Source organism: Streptomyces sp. NPDC087440 (assembly GCF_044744005.1).
In the GTDB taxonomy this organism is placed as follows: domain Bacteria; phylum Actinomycetota; class Actinomycetes; order Streptomycetales; family Streptomycetaceae; genus Streptomyces.
In genome coordinates this window covers 436,511-451,397 of record NZ_JBIUXN010000002.1, presented here as the reverse complement: position 1 = coordinate 451,397, position 14,887 = coordinate 436,511, and the positions used below count along the sequence as shown (strand labels likewise).

At 71.1% G+C, this 14,887-nt stretch carries 16 protein-coding genes; 11 read left to right on the top strand and 5 right to left on the bottom strand.

The genetic code is table 11. The features are described from left to right. Window positions 1–121: 121 nt before the first annotated feature. Window positions 122–964 (bottom strand): class I SAM-dependent methyltransferase, encoded by an 843-nt coding sequence (locus tag ACIO3O_RS06770; RefSeq protein WP_401742782.1) that lies wholly within the window; start codon window positions 962–964, stop codon window positions 122–124. Window positions 965–1,142: 178 nt separating this feature from the next. Between ACIO3O_RS06770 and mshA the strand changes: the two genes are divergently transcribed. After that, window positions 1,143–2,492 (top strand): D-inositol-3-phosphate glycosyltransferase, encoded by a 1,350-nt coding sequence (gene mshA, locus ACIO3O_RS06765; protein ID WP_401743411.1) that lies wholly within the window; start codon window positions 1,143–1,145, stop codon window positions 2,490–2,492. Further along, window positions 2,485–2,988 carry a YbjN domain-containing protein gene (locus ACIO3O_RS06760; RefSeq protein ID WP_401742780.1) on the top strand — a complete coding sequence of 168 codons (504 nt, stop codon included), beginning with the start codon at window positions 2,485–2,487 and terminating at the stop codon, window positions 2,986–2,988. Before mshA ends, ACIO3O_RS06760 begins: the two co-directional genes overlap by 8 nt. A 55-nt stretch (window positions 2,989–3,043) precedes the next feature. On the opposite strand, the gene ACIO3O_RS06755 is transcribed toward ACIO3O_RS06760, so the two are convergent. After that, a complete protein-coding gene (locus tag ACIO3O_RS06755; RefSeq protein WP_401743408.1) occupies window positions 3,044–4,327 on the bottom strand; it encodes an MDR family MFS transporter in 1,284 nt (427 codons plus the stop codon). A gap of 165 nt (window positions 4,328–4,492) precedes the next feature. Here ACIO3O_RS06755 and ACIO3O_RS06750 point away from each other — a divergent pair, with 165 nt between their 5' ends. Together ACIO3O_RS06750 and ACIO3O_RS06745 are read left to right on the top strand one after the other, a co-directional pair. Next, on the top strand, window positions 4,493–5,254 hold the full coding sequence (locus ACIO3O_RS06750; protein WP_401742777.1) for a phosphoglyceromutase: 762 nt from the start codon (window positions 4,493–4,495) through the stop codon (window positions 5,252–5,254). A gap of 113 nt (window positions 5,255–5,367) precedes the next feature. Next, window positions 5,368–5,775 (top strand): hypothetical protein, encoded by a 408-nt coding sequence (locus ACIO3O_RS06745; RefSeq protein ID WP_401742776.1) that lies wholly within the window; start codon window positions 5,368–5,370, stop codon window positions 5,773–5,775. Between the two features lie 72 nt (window positions 5,776–5,847). On the opposite strand, the gene ACIO3O_RS06740 is transcribed toward ACIO3O_RS06745, so the two are convergent. Both ACIO3O_RS06740 and phoU read right to left on the bottom strand, forming a co-directional pair. Beyond that, a complete protein-coding gene (locus ACIO3O_RS06740; protein WP_401742774.1) occupies window positions 5,848–5,997 on the bottom strand; it encodes a hypothetical protein in 150 nt (49 codons plus the stop codon). A gap of 203 nt (window positions 5,998–6,200) precedes the next feature. After that, window positions 6,201–6,881, bottom strand: a complete 681-nt coding sequence (gene phoU, locus ACIO3O_RS06735) for a phosphate signaling complex protein PhoU (protein WP_401742771.1) — start codon at window positions 6,879–6,881, stop codon at window positions 6,201–6,203. 230 nt (window positions 6,882–7,111) lie between these two features. Between phoU and ACIO3O_RS06730 the strand changes: the two genes are divergently transcribed. Then, window positions 7,112–8,482, top strand: a complete 1,371-nt coding sequence (locus ACIO3O_RS06730) for a sensor histidine kinase (RefSeq protein ID WP_401742769.1) — start codon at window positions 7,112–7,114, stop codon at window positions 8,480–8,482. Then, window positions 8,479–9,159 carry a response regulator transcription factor gene (locus ACIO3O_RS06725; protein ID WP_189822183.1) on the top strand — a complete coding sequence of 227 codons (681 nt, stop codon included), beginning with the start codon at window positions 8,479–8,481 and terminating at the stop codon, window positions 9,157–9,159. Before ACIO3O_RS06730 ends, ACIO3O_RS06725 begins: the two co-directional genes overlap by 4 nt. A gap of 96 nt (window positions 9,160–9,255) precedes the next feature. On the opposite strand, the gene ACIO3O_RS06720 is transcribed toward ACIO3O_RS06725, so the two are convergent. Beyond that, window positions 9,256–9,996 (bottom strand): DUF461 domain-containing protein, encoded by a 741-nt coding sequence (locus tag ACIO3O_RS06720; protein WP_401742765.1) that lies wholly within the window; start codon window positions 9,994–9,996, stop codon window positions 9,256–9,258. Between the two features lie 570 nt (window positions 9,997–10,566). On the opposite strand from ACIO3O_RS06720, the gene ACIO3O_RS06715 reads away from it, so the two are divergent. The 5 genes from ACIO3O_RS06715 to ACIO3O_RS06695 all read left to right on the top strand — a co-directional run bounded on the left by ACIO3O_RS06715 (window position 10,567) and on the right by ACIO3O_RS06695 (window position 14,885). Continuing rightward, window positions 10,567–11,049, top strand: a complete 483-nt coding sequence (locus ACIO3O_RS06715) for a CarD family transcriptional regulator (RefSeq protein ID WP_003953493.1) — start codon at window positions 10,567–10,569, stop codon at window positions 11,047–11,049. 274 nt (window positions 11,050–11,323) lie between these two features. Continuing rightward, complete coding sequence (gene ispD / locus ACIO3O_RS06710) at window positions 11,324–12,148, top strand: 2-C-methyl-D-erythritol 4-phosphate cytidylyltransferase (protein ID WP_401742763.1); 825 nt, start codon at window positions 11,324–11,326, stop codon at window positions 12,146–12,148. After that, window positions 12,138–12,647, top strand: coding sequence for a 2-C-methyl-D-erythritol 2,4-cyclodiphosphate synthase (ispF, locus tag ACIO3O_RS06705; RefSeq protein WP_401742761.1), 510 nt, complete (start codon window positions 12,138–12,140; stop codon window positions 12,645–12,647). Before ispD ends, ispF begins: the two co-directional genes overlap by 11 nt. A gap of 99 nt (window positions 12,648–12,746) precedes the next feature. Beyond that, window positions 12,747–13,334 (top strand): GNAT family N-acetyltransferase, encoded by a 588-nt coding sequence (locus ACIO3O_RS06700; protein ID WP_401742759.1) that lies wholly within the window; start codon window positions 12,747–12,749, stop codon window positions 13,332–13,334. 30 nt (window positions 13,335–13,364) lie between these two features. After that, window positions 13,365–14,885 carry an ABC transporter substrate-binding protein gene (locus tag ACIO3O_RS06695; RefSeq protein ID WP_401742757.1) on the top strand — a complete coding sequence of 507 codons (1,521 nt, stop codon included), beginning with the start codon at window positions 13,365–13,367 and terminating at the stop codon, window positions 14,883–14,885. Window positions 14,886–14,887 lie beyond the last annotated feature (2 nt).

Here is a 14,887-nt window from a genome sequence, read left to right as displayed (position 1 = left end):
GCCCTTCCCTGCACACCCGTCCGACGAACGAGATCGAATTCCCGTTCCCTCACAGTGCCCCGCAGGCAAAAAGTCCCTCATTATTCACCGGAAGGTGGCACTCCGGGCCCCGGGGTCCTGCCTACCCCCACCCCACCGGCGCCAACGCCCCCCACCGCACGGTGACCTCCCCCTGCCGCCACCGCCGCTCCCCGTCCGCCGGAGCGTGGCCGTCCGCCGTGTGCGGTCCGCGCACCGGCCAGTCCGCCGACAGGTCCCGCACCGCCCGCACCCACCGCTGCCGCACCCCCAGCGACGCGAACGGCGCCGCCGCCGCCCAGGCCCGGTCGAAGTCCCGCAGGAAGGCGTGCACCGGCTCGCCCGGCACATTGCGGTGGATCAGCGCCTTCGGCAGCCGCTCCGCCAGGTCCGAGGGCTTCTCCAGCGACGCCAGCCGCGCCGCGAACGTCACCGTCCGGGGCCCCTCCGCCCCCAGCGCCACCCACACATGCCGCCGCCCGATCTCGTCGCAGGTCCCCTCGACCAGCAGCCCGCCCGGGGCCAGCCGGGCGCGCAGCCGCTCCCAGACGGCGGCCACCTGCTCCTCGTCGTACTGTCGAAGGACATTGGCGGCACGGATCAGCATCGGCCGCCGCCCGCCGTCGAGCGGCACCTCGAAGCCCCCGTGCCGGAAGGTCAGCCCCTCCCGCTCGTACGGCTTGGCCCCCGCCACCCGCGCGGGCTCGATCTCAATACCGGTCACCTCGACGCGCGGCGCGGCCGTCCGCAGCCGGCCCAGCAGCTCCACCGCCGTCCAGGGCGCGGCCCCGTACCCCAGGTCGACGGCCACCGCCCCTTCCGTACGCCGCAGGGCGGGCCCGTGCACGGCGGCGATCCAGCGGTCCATGCGCCGCAGCCGGTTCGGGTTGGTGGTCCCGCGGGTGACGGCGCCGACGGGGCGCGAGGAAGCGGTGCGGGAGGCCATGGACAAAATCCTAAAGCGCGCAGCACACACCGACCGGACGCCGCCGACGCGCCGACCCGCCTGGCAATGATTTGGCAAAGTGGAAATGGACCGCGGAATTCCGCTGTTCTCCCCCTTCGGAAGGGCGGCACCGCCCTCCCTTGGCATGCCCGCGCAGTCAGTCGAGAGGACCGTCGACGTGAGCCAGTACGTCTCCCGACTCACCGGCACACTGGCCGCGGCCACCCCGCCGCGCCTGCGCCTGCCCGGCACCCCGCGCAAGCCGCGCCGCATCGCGATGCTCAGCGTGCACACCTCACCCCTGCACCAGCCCGGCACCGGCGACGCGGGCGGCATGAACGTCTACATCGTCGAGCTCGCCAAGCGCCTGGCCGCGATCAACATCGAGGTCGAGATCTTCACCCGGGCGACGACCGGCGGTCTGCCCCCGCGCGTGGAGCTGGCGCCGGGCGTGCTCGTACGCCACGTCGACGCCGGACCGTACGAGGGCCTCGCCAAGGAGGAGCTGCCCGCCCAGCTCTGCGCCTTCACCCACGGCGTCATGCAGGCCTGGGCCGGTCAGCGCCCCGGCTACTACGACCTGGTCCACTCCCACTACTGGCTCTCCGGCCACGTCGGCTGGCTCGCCGCCGAACGCTGGGGCGTCCCCCTGGTCCACGCCATGCACACCATGGCCAAGGTCAAGAACGCCGCGCTCGCCGAGGGCGACACCCCCGAGCCCGCCGCCCGCGTCATCGGCGAGACCCAGATCGTGCGCGCCGCCGACCGCCTCATCGCGAACACCGCAGAGGAGGCCGACGAACTGGTCCGCTTCTACGAGGCCGACCCCGGCCGCGTCGCCGTCGTGCACCCCGGCGTGAACCTCGAACGCTTCCGCCCCGGCGACGGCCGCGCCGCCGCCCGCGCCCGCCTGGGCCTGCCGCAGGACGCCTTCATCCCCCTCTTCGCGGGCCGCATCCAGCCCCTGAAGGCCCCCGACATCCTGCTCCGCGCGGTCGCCGTCCTCCTCGCCGAAGACCCGACCCTCCGCACCAAACTGGTCGTCCCCGTCGTCGGCGGCCCCAGCGGCAGCGGCATGGCCAAGCCCGAGAAGCTCCAGAAGCTGGCCGCGCGCCTGGGCATCGCCGACGTCGTCCGCTTCCGCCCGCCGGTCGGCCAGGACCGCCTCGCCGACTGGTTCCGCGCCGCCTCCACCCTCGTCATGCCGTCCTACAGCGAGTCCTTCGGCCTGGTCGCCATCGAGGCCGAGGCCACCGGCACCCCGGTCGTCGCGGCAGCGGTCGGCGGCCTCCCCGTCGCCGTACGGGACGAACGCACCGGCTTCCTCATAGAGGGCCACGACCCGGCCGCGTACGCCCGCGCCCTGCGCCGCTTCATCGACCACCCCGAACTCGTCGACACCATGGGCACCGCCGCCGCCCGCCACGCCCAGGCCTTCGGCTGGGACACCGCCGCGTCGGCCACCGCGGACGTCTACACCGCGGCCATGCACGAACACCGCCGTCACGTACGCTCGCACCATGGCTGAGACAGCTGACAAAGCGGCGCGGGACACACTCGAGGCGACCCTGGGGGACGCCGACCTGGAGTGGGAATCCCCCTCTCCCGGCTCCTACGTCGTCAAGCTCCCCGGCACCCGCAAGCTCTCCACCACGGTCTCCCTGATCATCGGCCGCCACTCCCTCTCCCTGAACGCCTTCGTGATCCGCCACCCCGACGAGAACCACGAGGCCGTCCACCGCTGGCTCCTGGAGCGCAACCTCCGCCTGTACGGCGTGAGTTACGCCATCGACCCGCTCGGCGACGTCTACCTCGCCGGGAAGCTCCCCCTCGCGGCCGTCACCCCCGACGAGATCGACCGCCTCCTGGGCTCGGTCCTGGAAGCCGCCGACGGCTCCTTCAACACCCTCCTGGAGCTGGGCTTCGCCTCGGCCATCCGCAAGGAATACGCGTGGCGCGTCTCCCGCGGCGAATCCACCCGCAACCTGGACGCCTTCGCGCATCTGACGCAGCCCAGGTCCTGACGCGCCGAGGCCCGCCCGGAACTCCCGGACGTGCCTTTTCCCCGCGTACGAGGACCTACGCGGCCGGCGTGACCTCCCCCGCCTTCGCCACCGCGCCCTTGTCCGGCACGGCGATCTTCTCGACCACGGCCGACTCCTCCTCCGGCATGTTCCGCATCAGCACCCAGTACCCGCCCGCGGCCACCATCCCGATCCCCGCGCACGCCCCCCACAGCCACGCAGCCCCGAACCGGTCGATGACGTAACCGCCCATCAGCGGAGCGGTCAGCGCCGCGACCGCCCAGGACATCGTGTACATCCCCTGGTAGCGCCCCCGCCCGTGCACCGGCGACAGCCGCACCACGAGCCCCGTCTGAATGGGCGAGTTGATGATCTCGGCCAGCGTCCACACGCACACGGTCAGCACGTACACCCCGAGCGACCCCGCGAAGGCGGTGAGCCCGAACCCGTACCCCGCGAGCAGCGACGAGACGACCAGCAGCCGCCGCGGGTCCCGGTGCTCGATGAAGCGCGTCACCGGAATCTGGAGCGCCACGATCAGCACACCGTTGACCGCGATCGCCGCCCCGAAGTCGGAGCTGCTGAACCCGTCCGTGCCCATTGCGACCGGCAGCGCCACGTACCCCTGCTGGAAGATCAGTGCCACCAGGAACGACAGCCCCACCACGCTCATGAAGCGCCCGTCCCGCAGCACCGTCCCGAGCCCCACCGACGGCTCGGCCGCCTTCTGGGCGACGGTCCGCTCCGGCCGCGACTCCGGCAGCTTCACGAAGACGACGACCGCGCACACCAGCGTCATGCCCGCCTCGATGAGGAACCCGGCCCGGTAGCTGTACTCGGCGAGGAACCCGGCGCCCGTCGACGAGATCGCGAACCCCAGGTTGATCGCCCAGTAGTTGAGCGAGAACGCCCGCACCCGGTCCTCGGGCTTCACGATGTCGGCCATCATCGCCTGCACCGCCGGCCGCGAGGCGTTGGACGCCATGCCCACCAGGAACGCGACCCCGGCAATCGCGATCGGGTGCTCCATGAACCCCAGCAGCGCCACCGAGAACGCCGTCGACGTCTGCGCGACCAGCATCGTCGGCCGCCGCCCGAGCCGGTCCGCCATCACGCCCGCGACCAGCGAGGACACCACCCCGCCGAGCCCGTGCAGGGCGGCGACCAGCCCGGCGTACGTGGCCGAGTAGCCCCGGTCCAGCGTCAGGTACAGCGCCATGAAGGTGGCGACGAACGCCCCCATCCGGTTGACCAGCGTGCTCGTCCAGAGCCACCAGAACTCCCGGGGAAGCCCCGAGACGCTCTCGCGCACGGCGCGCCTCAGACCTGCTGCGGACATGGACATCCCCCGAGTGTGTAAGTGGCTCCCTGAACACCCGGAACTTACGTACGCACCCCATGCATCCGCCACTCAATTGACGCAGGTCCGCAATCGACGAAGGTCCCGCCGCTACGGTCCCTCGTCCCGCGCGGGAGGGCCGAAATGTCGATTACGCTCGTACGCATGGCCGACGCACCGTACAAGCTGATCCTCCTCCGCCACGGCGAGAGCGAATGGAACGCGAAGAACCTGTTCACCGGCTGGGTGGACGTCAACCTCACCGAGAAGGGCGAGAAGGAGGCAGTGCGCGGCGGCGAGCTGCTCACCGCCGCCGGTCTCCTCCCGGACGTGCTGCACACCTCGCTCCAGAAGCGCGCCATCCGCACCGCCCAGCTCGCGCTGGAGTCCGCGGACCGCCACTGGATCCCGGTGCACCGCAGCTGGCGCCTGAACGAGCGCCACTACGGCGCCCTCCAGGGCAAGGACAAGGCCCAGACGCTCGCCGAGTTCGGCGAGGAGCAGTTCATGCTGTGGCGTCGCTCGTACGACACCCCGCCGCCGGTCCTGGAAGACGGCACCGAGTTCTCCCAGTCGGCCGACCCCCGCTACGCCACGATCCCCTCGGAGCTGCGCCCGCGCACCGAGTGCCTCAAGGACGTCGTGGAGCGCATGCTGCCGTACTGGTACGACGGCATCGTCCCGGACCTCCTCGACGGCAAGACCGTCCTGGTCGCCGCCCACGGCAACAGCCTGCGCGGCCTGGTCAAGCACCTCGACGGCATCTCCGACGAGGACATCTCCGGCCTGAACATCCCCACCGGCATCCCGCTCTACTACGAGCTCGACGCCGACTTCCAGCCCGTCACCAAGGGCGGCACCTACCTCGACCCGGACGCGGCCGCCGCGGCCATCGAGGCGGTCAAGAACCAGGGCAAGAAGAAGTAGTCCGTTCTTCCTGTACGAGAAGGCCCTCGGCCGCGGAATCCCCGCGGCCGAGGGCCTTCTCCGTACGCCCCGTCGCCGGGCGCACCTCACCCGTTCGGGGTAATTTGTCCGGTATGAACGCCTCTCTGCGCACCCGCTGCGCCCACGCCCTCACGGCGGGCGTCCTGACCGCCGCCCTGCTCTCCGCCGGTACCGCCGCCTCCGCGGCACCCTCGCCCAAGCCGTCCCCGAGCGCCTCCGTGGCCGCCGCCGCCATCACCGTCAAGGCCAGTGCCAACGAGGTCGACCAGGGCGGGACGGTGACCTTCACCGGCCGCACCAAGGGCCTCAAGGTCGGCAGCAAGCTGCTGCTCCAGCACAAGAACGGCACCAAGTGGACCACGCTCAAGGCGAGCACCACGGTCAAGAACGGCAGCGGCTACACCCTCGACGCCAAGCTCCTCACCAAGGGCAAGGAACAGCTCCGGGTGAAGGGCGACGACGACACCGTCTCCCCGACCGTCAAGGTCACGGTGAAGTAGGGCGTCCTCCGCCGTACGTACGACGCGGGGCCCGCCCGATGCAGGCGGGCCCCGCGTCGTACCGCGACGGAATCAGCCGCAGCAGCCGCCGCACTGGCACGGTGCGCCGGACTGGCAGCCGCAGCCGCAGCCCGAGCCGCAGCCGCAGGCGCCGAGCAGCGGCAGGTGGGTCACTTCGACGGTCTCGGGCGGGGTGTCGGTCGTGGTGGGGGTGTCGGCCATGGGATCTCCTCGGGTGCTCGATGGATCGCCGGCTCGATGCCCGAAGGCACGGCAGGAGAGACGGACGGTCTCCCCCCACCCATTGCATGCCCGAATCGCGGGCGCATCAACAGCGCGCGGAAGCACGAGAGTTGATGCGCCGTGCACACGGCTCGTACGGCTGCGCCCGCACCGGACGTGCGTCTGTGCCGGTACGTCCGGGGCTACGCCTGTACGGAGCTGTCCTGCGCCGCCTGGACGTCGTCCGCGTGCTCGCCCGTCACCAGGTACACGACGCGCTTGGCGACCGAGACCGCGTGGTCGGCGAAGCGCTCGTAGTAGCGGCCGAGGAGGGTGACGTCGACGGCGGTCTCGATGCCGTGCTTCCAGCGGTCGTCCATCAGGTGGGTGAAGAGCGTGCGGTGCAGCAGGTCCATCTCGTCGTCGTCCTGCTCCAGCTGGAGGGCCAGGTCGACGTCCTTGGTGATGATGACCTCCGCCGCCTTCGCCATCAGGCGCTGGGCGAGCTGGCCCATCTCCAGGATGGTCGCGTGCAGGTCGTGCGGCACGGCGGTGGCCGGGAAGCGCAGCCGGGCCAGCTTCGCCACGTGCTGGGCGAGGTCGCCCGAGCGCTCCAAATCCGCGCTCATACGGAGGGACGTGACGACGATACGGAGGTCGGTGGCGACCGGCTGCTGGCGGGCCAGCAGGGCGATGGCGCGCGCCTCCAGGTCGTGCTGGAGGTCGTCGACCCTCTGGTCGGCGGCGATGACGCTCTCCGCGAGCTTCAGATCGGCGTCCAGCATGGCGGTCGTGGCGCGACCTATCGCAGAGCCGACCAGACGGGCCATCTCGACCAGGTCCTCGCCGATCGAGTCCAGTTCCTCGTGGTACGCGTCCCGCATGGGGGTTCCTGCTTTCGTCAGTACGGCCGACTGCGGCACAGCGCAGCCGTGAATTCCGGGGTCTGGCGGGGCTCCGGTCCCCACACTCCCACCATCCGCGCGGTACGCGTCCGGTTCCGACCGCCGAAGTGAACCGCCCCCATCCCCTTGGTGAACTCTGGGCGACGAACGTTCGAGCTGCCACCCATTCGCTTGGGGCAGTGTCAGTGACCAGGCATAACCTTGTGCACATGGACGTGAACGCGGCAGTGGCCGCAGCAGCAGCGATCGCCGGTCTGTGCACCGGCATCATCGCCATGCTGGCGTTCCGCTGGAGCGAACGCGACCAGAAGCGCCCCACCAGGGCCGCCGTGCGCCCCGAGGTGAACGCCACGCTGCCGCCGGGAGTGGACACCGTCCTCTCCGTGCTCCGCTCCTCCGCGGTGGTGCTCGACGAGAGCGACAACGTGGTGAAGGCCAGCTCGGCGGCGTACGCCCTGGGGCTGGTCCGAGGCGGAAAGCTGGCTGTCGAGCCGATGATGCACATGGCCCGGGACACCAGGCGGGACGGGGAGATACGGCAGGTCGAGCTGGACCTGCCGCGCCGGGGCACCGGCCGGGGCGAGGCCCTCGCGGTGTCCGCCCGGGTGGCACCGCTCGGCTCGCGCCTGGTCCTGCTCCTGGTGGAGGACCTGACGGAGGCCCGTCGTATCGAAGCGGTACGGCGCGACTTCGTCGCCAACGTGAGCCACGAGCTGAAGACGCCGGTGGGCGCCCTCTCCCTGCTCTCCGAGGCCGTCATGGACGCCTGTGACGACCCGGAGGCGGTGACCCGCTTCGCCGGACGCATGCAGATCGAGGCGACCCGCCTGACCTCCCTGGTCCAGGAGCTGATCGACCTCTCCCGGGTGCAGAACGACGACCCGCTGGAGGACTCCGAGCCGGTACGGGTGGACGAACTGGTCGCCGAGGCCATCGACCGCAGCCGCCACACGGCCTCCACCAAGCAGATCACCATGCAGGCGGGCGGCACCTCCGGCCTGCACGTCTGGGGCAACCGCGGCCAGCTCGCCGCCGCCCTCGGCAACCTGGTGGAGAACGCCGTCAACTACAGCCCCGCCCGCACCAAGGTCGGCATCGCCGCCCGCCGGGTTCCCGCACCCGGCGGCGACCTCATAGAGATAGCCGTCACCGACCAGGGCATCGGCATCTCCGAGCGCGACCGCGACCGGGTCTTCGAGCGGTTCTACCGCGTCGACCCGGCCCGCTCCCGCGCCACCGGAGGCACCGGTCTGGGCCTGGCCATCGTCAAGCACGTCGCCGCCTCGCACGGCGGCGAGGTCACCGTGTGGAGCTCCGAGGGACAGGGCTCCACCTTCACCCTGCGGCTGCCCGAAGCGGGCTCCGTCCGGGAGGCCAGGGTGGAACACACCCCCGGCCGCCCCCTCGTCGGCCCCGACGACGTCGACGCGGTCGAGGGCTTCGACGAAGAAGCCCCGGCCACCGGCGAAGCCCTGGTCACCGCCGAAGCTCCGGCCGCAGCCGCCACCCCGGCTGCCGCCGACCGCACGCACAAGACCCCCATCCGTGAGAACACCCCTGCCCCGGAGGTCCTTCCGTGACCCGAGTGCTCGTCGTCGAGGACGAGGAATCCTTCAGCGACGCCCTGTCCTACATGCTCCGCAAGGAGGGCTTCGAGGTCGCGATCGCCGCGACCGGCCCCGACGGCCTGGACGAGTTCGAGCGCAACGGCGCCGACCTCGTCCTGCTGGACCTGATGCTGCCCGGCCTGCCCGGCACCGAGGTCTGCCGCCAGCTGCGCGTGCGCTCCAACGTCCCGGTGATCATGGTGACCGCCAAGGACAGCGAGATCGACAAGGTCGTCGGCCTGGAGATAGGAGCCGACGACTACGTCACCAAGCCCTTCTCCTCCCGCGAGCTGATCGCCCGCATCCGCGCCGTCCTGCGCCGCCGGGGCGAACCGGAGGAGGTCACTCCGGCCGCCCTGGAGGCCGGTCCGGTACGGATGGACGTCGACCGGCACGTGGTCACCGTCGCCGGGGCCAAGATCGACCTCCCGCTCAAGGAGTTCGACCTGCTGGAGATGCTGCTGCGCAACGCGGGCCGCGTGCTGACCCGTATGCAGCTCATCGACCGGGTCTGGGGCGCGGACTACGTCGGCGACACCAAGACCCTCGACGTCCACGTCAAGCGCCTGCGCGCCAAGATCGAGCCGGACCCGGGCGCCCCGCGCTACCTGGTCACGGTCCGCGGCCTGGGCTACAAGTTCGAGCCGTAAACCGCAGTCGTAGGCGTGCATACGCGTACGCACGACGAAGGGGCCCCGCCGGAATCCGATTCCGGCGGGGCCCCTCGCGTACGTACGACGGCGACGTCAGTTGGCCGCGCCGGTCGTCGCCGAACCCGACGGCTGGTTCTTCGGGTCCTTCGGGTCCTTCTTCGGGTCCTTCTTGTCCGGCGTGCCCGTGGCCGAGCCCGACGGCGTGCCGCCCGGGGCGCCGGAGGCCGGGGTGCCCGTGGGGGCGCCGGTCGGCGCGGTGGTGGCCGGCGGGGTGGCCGGGAGCTTGTCCGGGCCGAAGCCCTCGAAGTGGCCGACGGACGGGACGACGAACGCCTTCAGCGTCACGTCGCCGGTCTCGCTGAAGGAGAAGGTGACCGGCTGCGCCTTGCCGAGCTGCGGGCCTTCGGCCTCGCTGCCGTTCGCGATGACGGCGGAGGCGTTGTCCTTGCCGCCGATGATCACGGAACCGCCGGCCGGGACGGTGAGCGGCCCGGGCTTGGCACCCTGCGCCTTGCCGGAGGTGAGCTTCACCTGGGCGGTGGAGTCGCCGAGCTTGATGGCGTCCAGCGTCTGCGGCTGCTTGCCGTTGTTGAAGACGGTGACGGCGACCACGGCATCGCCCTTGCCCGCCGTCTTGGTCTTCTCGTCCAGGGGCTGGGTGATGACCAGCGCGTTCTGGATCTTGATCTGGCCGTCGGCGACGGAGGTCGCGGCGTTGTCCGGCTTGATGGCCAGGGTCTGTGCGTCGTTGCCGGCGCCACATGCGGCGAGCGTGACGATCGAGAACGCGAGGGCGGTGGCGGCGAGAGTGCCGCGTCGAAGGCTGCGGCTCACGGCGGCGGCAACTCCTTGGACGTTACGGACGGGGGGACTTGGCAAGCGGCCCGATGTACAGCGGTCGGACGTGACTGCGGGCTTAGGTTATCGACTCGCCGACCTGGGCCCGCACCCGACCCGCCCCCTGGAGTACGCGACGCCCGCCCAGTGCAGGAGGCGGCGGACCGGTCCGTGGCATGGCGGAATTCGTACAGCGTTCAATGGCGGGATATTGCCCGCGGAATTGATCAAGGGGACCGTGATCAATTCGGGATTGGCGCGGATTGCCGGAGATTGCGGCCGGACGGGTGATCGATCTCCGAACGGAGTAGACGAAGTTCACCTCGCGGAACCCGGCAAACCGGGACTTTCGGGCCCTCTTCCGGGCTCTGTGGTGCGCGTAACGTACACGTTTCTCTTCGCCCGCACAGCCGCTCCCACCTGCGAATACCGTCTTCCGGAAGGCCTCCGCAGCACGTTCCTGTTGCAGTTGTCAAGCCCCGAGATATGCCCTGACCTGCGGAAACGCCATTCAGAACAAGCAGTTTCCGTGTTACTCTGGATAGCCACGGAAGGGGTACCTGTCACATGACGTTCAAGGTTGGCGACACCGTGGTCTATCCCCATCACGGGGCCGCGCTGATCGAGGCCATTGAGACTCGCCAGATCAAAGGCGTGGACAAGACCTACTTGGTGCTCAAGGTCGCCCAGGGCGACTTGACGGTTCGTGTGCCTGCGGACAATGCGGAGTTCGTCGGTGTACGCGATGTGGTCGGCCAGGACGGGCTGGACCGGGTCTTCGAGGTGCTGCGCGCACCGTACGCGGAAGAGCCCACGAACTGGTCTCGTCGCTACAAGGCAAATCTGGAGAAGCTCGCTTCTGGCGACGTCATCAAGGTCGCCGAGGTAGTCCGCGACCTGTGGCGTCGTGAGCGCGAGCGCGGTCTCTCCGCCGGCGAGAAGCGCATGCTCGCGAAGGCGCGCCAGATCCTGGTGAGCGAGCTGGCGCTCGCGGAGAACACCAATGAGGACAAGGCCGAGGCCCTGCTGGACGAGGTTCTCGCGTCGTAACCGTTGTTCACGTGCTCGGCTGCACCCGGGCGCGTGCGTTGATGGTGTGAGTGATGCCGTGGTGCCCGGCGACCGACTGTGTCCGCAGTCGGCCGTTGGACACCGCGGCATTCTTCTTTCTACGTTCCCTGCGCCTGATCCCGCATGCGGTTTTTCGCGGTGCCGATGCGCCGCCCCGTCCGACTGTCACGGAAGGGGTCCGGTCAGGGCGTCGCGCCCGGCTCGCTGTGGCCATACCCATGGGGGACGAGGACACAAACCTCCGGAGTAGTCCATGACAGTCGAACGCCCCTCTGCGCCCTCCGAAAGCCCCGCCGTGAGCCCCGCGAGCCCCGCCGCAGCTCCCACGGGGAGCCCCACGAGCCCCTCCCGCACCGCCGCCGTCATCCCGGCCGCCGGTCGCGGTGTGCGCCTGGGCCCCGGCGCCCCCAAGGCGCTCCGTACCCTCAACGGCACCCCGATGCTGGTCCACGCCGTGCGCGCGATGGCCGCCTCCCGGCATGTCTCGCTGGTCGTCGTGGTCGCCCCCGCCGACGGCGAGACCGAGGTCAAGAGCCTCCTGGACGAGTACGAGCACGCCCTGCCCGAGCGCACCGAGTTCCTGGTCGTCCCCGGCGGAGACACCCGCCAGGAGTCCGTGAAGCTGGGCCTGGACGCGCTGCCCGAGGACATCACCGCCGTACTGGTGCACGACGCGGCACGTCCGCTCGTTCCGGTGGACACCGTGGACGCGGTCGTCGAAGCGGTACGGTCCGGGGCGCCCGCCGTGGTGCCCGCACTGCCGCTCGCGGACACCGTCAAGCAGGTCGAGCCGAGAGCGGACGGCACCCCCGAGCCCGTCGTCGCGACGCCCGAGCGGGCGCTGCTGCGGGCCGTGCAGACGCCGCAGGGCTTCGACCGCGCCGTCCTGGTGCACGCCCACGAGACCGTCCCCGGCACCGGGGAAGGGGCCACGGACTGCGCCGGTATGGTCGAGCGGCTCGGGCAGCCGGTCGTGGTGGTGCCCGGGCACGAAGAGGCGTTCAAGGTGACCCGGCCGCTGGACCTGGTGCTGGCCGAGGCGGTACTCGCACGGAGGAGGGCCAACGATGGCTTCTGAGAACAACCCCGCTGAAGGGGGCCCGGTCATTCCGCTGGTCGGCATCGGGACCGACATCCACGCCTTCGAGCGCGGCCGCGAACTGTGGTGCGCCGGGCTGCACTGGCCGGACGAGGAGTTCGGTCTCGCCGGGCACTCGGACGCGGACGTCGTCGCCCACGCCGCGTGCGACGCGCTGTTCTCGGCGGCAGGGGTCGGTGACCTCGGGGCGCACTTCGGGACGGGGCGGCCCGAGTGGGCCGGTGCGTCCGGGGTCACGCTGCTCACCGAGGCGGCCCGGATCGTACGGGCCGAGGGCTTCCGGATCGGGAACGTCGCGGTGCAGGTCGTGGGCGTACGGCCCAAGGTCGGCAAGCGGCGCGAGGAGGCCCAGAAGGTGCTGAGCGCGGCGGTCGGCGCGCCGGTGTCGGTGTCGGGGACGACGAGTGACGGGCTCGGGCTCACCGGGCGGGCGGAGGGGCTGGCGGCGATCGCCACCGCGCTGGTCTACCGGGCCTGAGGGCCTGCCTCCGGTGGGCTGAATCCCCCGTTCCGCTTTTGCGCATGCCTTGCACGTACGCTGGTACGGCAAGGCATGTGGCACGAGTGGAGGCAAGCGGTGACGGTGACGACCGAGGTCCGGACCGGCGTGTCCACGGGATACGTGCTGCGGCCCGCGACCGCCGAGGACGTCGGCGGGGCCCGCGCCGTCATGCTGGACACCGTCTACCGCGACCTGAAGTCCGGCTACGTACCGCGCTGGCACGCGGACATCATCGACCTCGACGGAACGTATCTGCGCCCCGAGCGGCGCACCCTCCTGGTGGTCGAGAAGGACGGCGAGATCGTCGCCACCGGGGCCGTGCGCGACCAGGGGCCCGAGGCGCCGCCCAATCCGGAGTGGGTCGCCGAGCGCTTCCCGTCCGGGACGACCGCCCAGCTCTGCCGCATCTACGTCCGCCCGGAGCACCGGCGGCACGGACTTGCCCGCGCGCTCGTGCGTGAATTGTGCGACTTTGTCGTGAAGGTCGGTGGGTACGAGGCGGTCTATCTGCACACCGACCCCGCCGTTCCGGGCGCCGAGCCGTTCTGGCGCTCGCTGGCGACCGAGGTCTGCGACGAGCGGAAGCTGCCTGGTGGGGGGCAGGGCATCGTCCACTTCGAGCTGCCGATGGGTGCCCGGGAGAGCGGTCAGCCCGCCCGCTAGGTGACAACCGTTTTCAGGTAGGGTCGTGACATGTCCTCGATACGCCGTCGTGCCGCGCTGCCCCTCGCAGCGACGGCCGCCACGCTCGCCCTGACCGTCACGGCCTGCGGAGGCGGTGGTTCCGGCAGTGCGGCGGGCTCGGGCGGCGGTGACGGCCGGCTGCGCGTCTCGCTCGCGTTCCCGCCCGCACAGGCCATGTCCCCGTACGGCGACGACGCCGTGACCCTCAGCCGCCTCGCGGTCGTCGAGGGGCTCACCGCGCTCGGCAAGAACGGCGAGGCGCTGCCCGCGCTGGCCACCGAGTGGAAGCCGGACGGCGACAAGGCCTGGACCTTCACCCTCCGCAAGGCCGTCTTCCAGGACGGCAAACCGGTCGACGCCGAGGCGGTCGTACGGTCCCTGACCGCCGCCGAGAAGGCCTCGCCCAAGCCACGCGTGCTCAGTGACACCGACCTGGACGCCAAGGCCGAGAGTGCGCAGCTGGTGCGCATCACGACGAAGACCGCCGATCCGCTCTTCCCGCAGCGGCTCGCGAATCCGTCGTTGGCGATCCTCTCGGCAGGCGCGTACAGCGGCGGCAAGGTGAACCCCGCCGGGCACGCGACCGGTCCGTACACCCTCAGCAAGCTCAACGGCGCCGTCAGCGCCACGCTGACCAGGAACGACACCTACTGGGGTACGAAGGCCAAGGCGATCGGCGTCGACGTGGCGTTCGTCGCCGACGGCAAGGCGCGGGCGAACGCGCTGCGCGCCGGGCAGACCGACATCGCCGAGTACGTGCCCGTCTCGCAGGCCTCCCTGCTGGAGGAGAGCCAGGTCCGCGAGGTGCCGACCGCACGCACCAACAGCCTGTACCTCAACACCAAGAAGGGCCCCTTCGCGGACGCCGCGCTGCGGGCCGCAGCCCGTACCGCCATCGACAGCAAGGCCCTGGTCGAGGGCGTGTACGAGGGCCGGGCCGACACCGCACAGGGCCTCTTCGGGCCGGGCGTCGCCTGGGCGGCCAAGCAGCGCGTGCCGGTCGAGGGCCGGGCCACGCCCGCGCCCAAGGACAAGGTCGCGGCCGCCGGGGAGATCGTCCTGGCCACCTACACCAACCGGCCCGAGCTGCCCGAGGTCGCCACGGCCGTGCAGCAGCAGCTGGAGAAGGCGGGGTTCCAGGTCCGCCAGGTGGTCCGGGACTACGCGCAGATGGAGGCGGACGCACTCGCGGGCACGTTCGACGCGTTCATCCTGCCGCGCAACACGCTGCTCGACACCGGGGACCCGTCCTCGTACCTGGCCAGCGACTTCACCTGCGCCGGGTCCTTCAACATCTCCCAGCTCTGCGACAAGCAGGTCGACGAGGCCGTCGCCAAGACCGTCTCGGCCGTGGACACCCCGGCGCGGCAGGCCGCCGAGATGAAGGCCGAGGCGGCCGTGCTGGGCACGGACGCGGTGGTTCCGCTGGTGCACGAGCGGTTCGTGCAGGGGGTCGGCAAGGGCGTCGAGGGCGTCTCGCTCGACCCGATGGAGCGGACGCTGGTCACCGCCGACACCCGTATCGGATGAGG

Coding starts and splice junctions, on each gene's coding strand:
- ACIO3O_RS06770 (WP_401742782.1), bottom strand. CDS start 964: ATGGCCTCCCGCACCGCTTCCTCGCGCCCCGTCGGCGCCGTCACCCGC.
- ACIO3O_RS06760 (WP_401742780.1), top strand. CDS start 2,485: ATGGCTGAGACAGCTGACAAAGCGGCGCGGGACACACTCGAGGCGACC.
- ACIO3O_RS06755 (WP_401743408.1), bottom strand. CDS start 4,327: ATGTCCGCAGCAGGTCTGAGGCGCGCCGTGCGCGAGAGCGTCTCGGGG.
- ACIO3O_RS06750 (WP_401742777.1), top strand. CDS start 4,493: ATGGCCGACGCACCGTACAAGCTGATCCTCCTCCGCCACGGCGAGAGC.
- ACIO3O_RS06745 (WP_401742776.1), top strand. CDS start 5,368: ATGAACGCCTCTCTGCGCACCCGCTGCGCCCACGCCCTCACGGCGGGC.
- ACIO3O_RS06740 (WP_401742774.1), bottom strand. CDS start 5,997: ATGGCCGACACCCCCACCACGACCGACACCCCGCCCGAGACCGTCGAA.
- phoU (WP_401742771.1), bottom strand. CDS start 6,881: ATGCGGGACGCGTACCACGAGGAACTGGACTCGATCGGCGAGGACCTG.
- ACIO3O_RS06730 (WP_401742769.1), top strand. CDS start 7,112: ATGGACGTGAACGCGGCAGTGGCCGCAGCAGCAGCGATCGCCGGTCTG.
- ACIO3O_RS06715 (WP_003953493.1), top strand. CDS start 10,567: ATGACGTTCAAGGTTGGCGACACCGTGGTCTATCCCCATCACGGGGCC.
- ispD (WP_401742763.1), top strand. CDS start 11,324: ATGACAGTCGAACGCCCCTCTGCGCCCTCCGAAAGCCCCGCCGTGAGC.
- ispF (WP_401742761.1), top strand. CDS start 12,138: ATGGCTTCTGAGAACAACCCCGCTGAAGGGGGCCCGGTCATTCCGCTG.
- ACIO3O_RS06695 (WP_401742757.1), top strand. CDS start 13,365: ATGTCCTCGATACGCCGTCGTGCCGCGCTGCCCCTCGCAGCGACGGCC.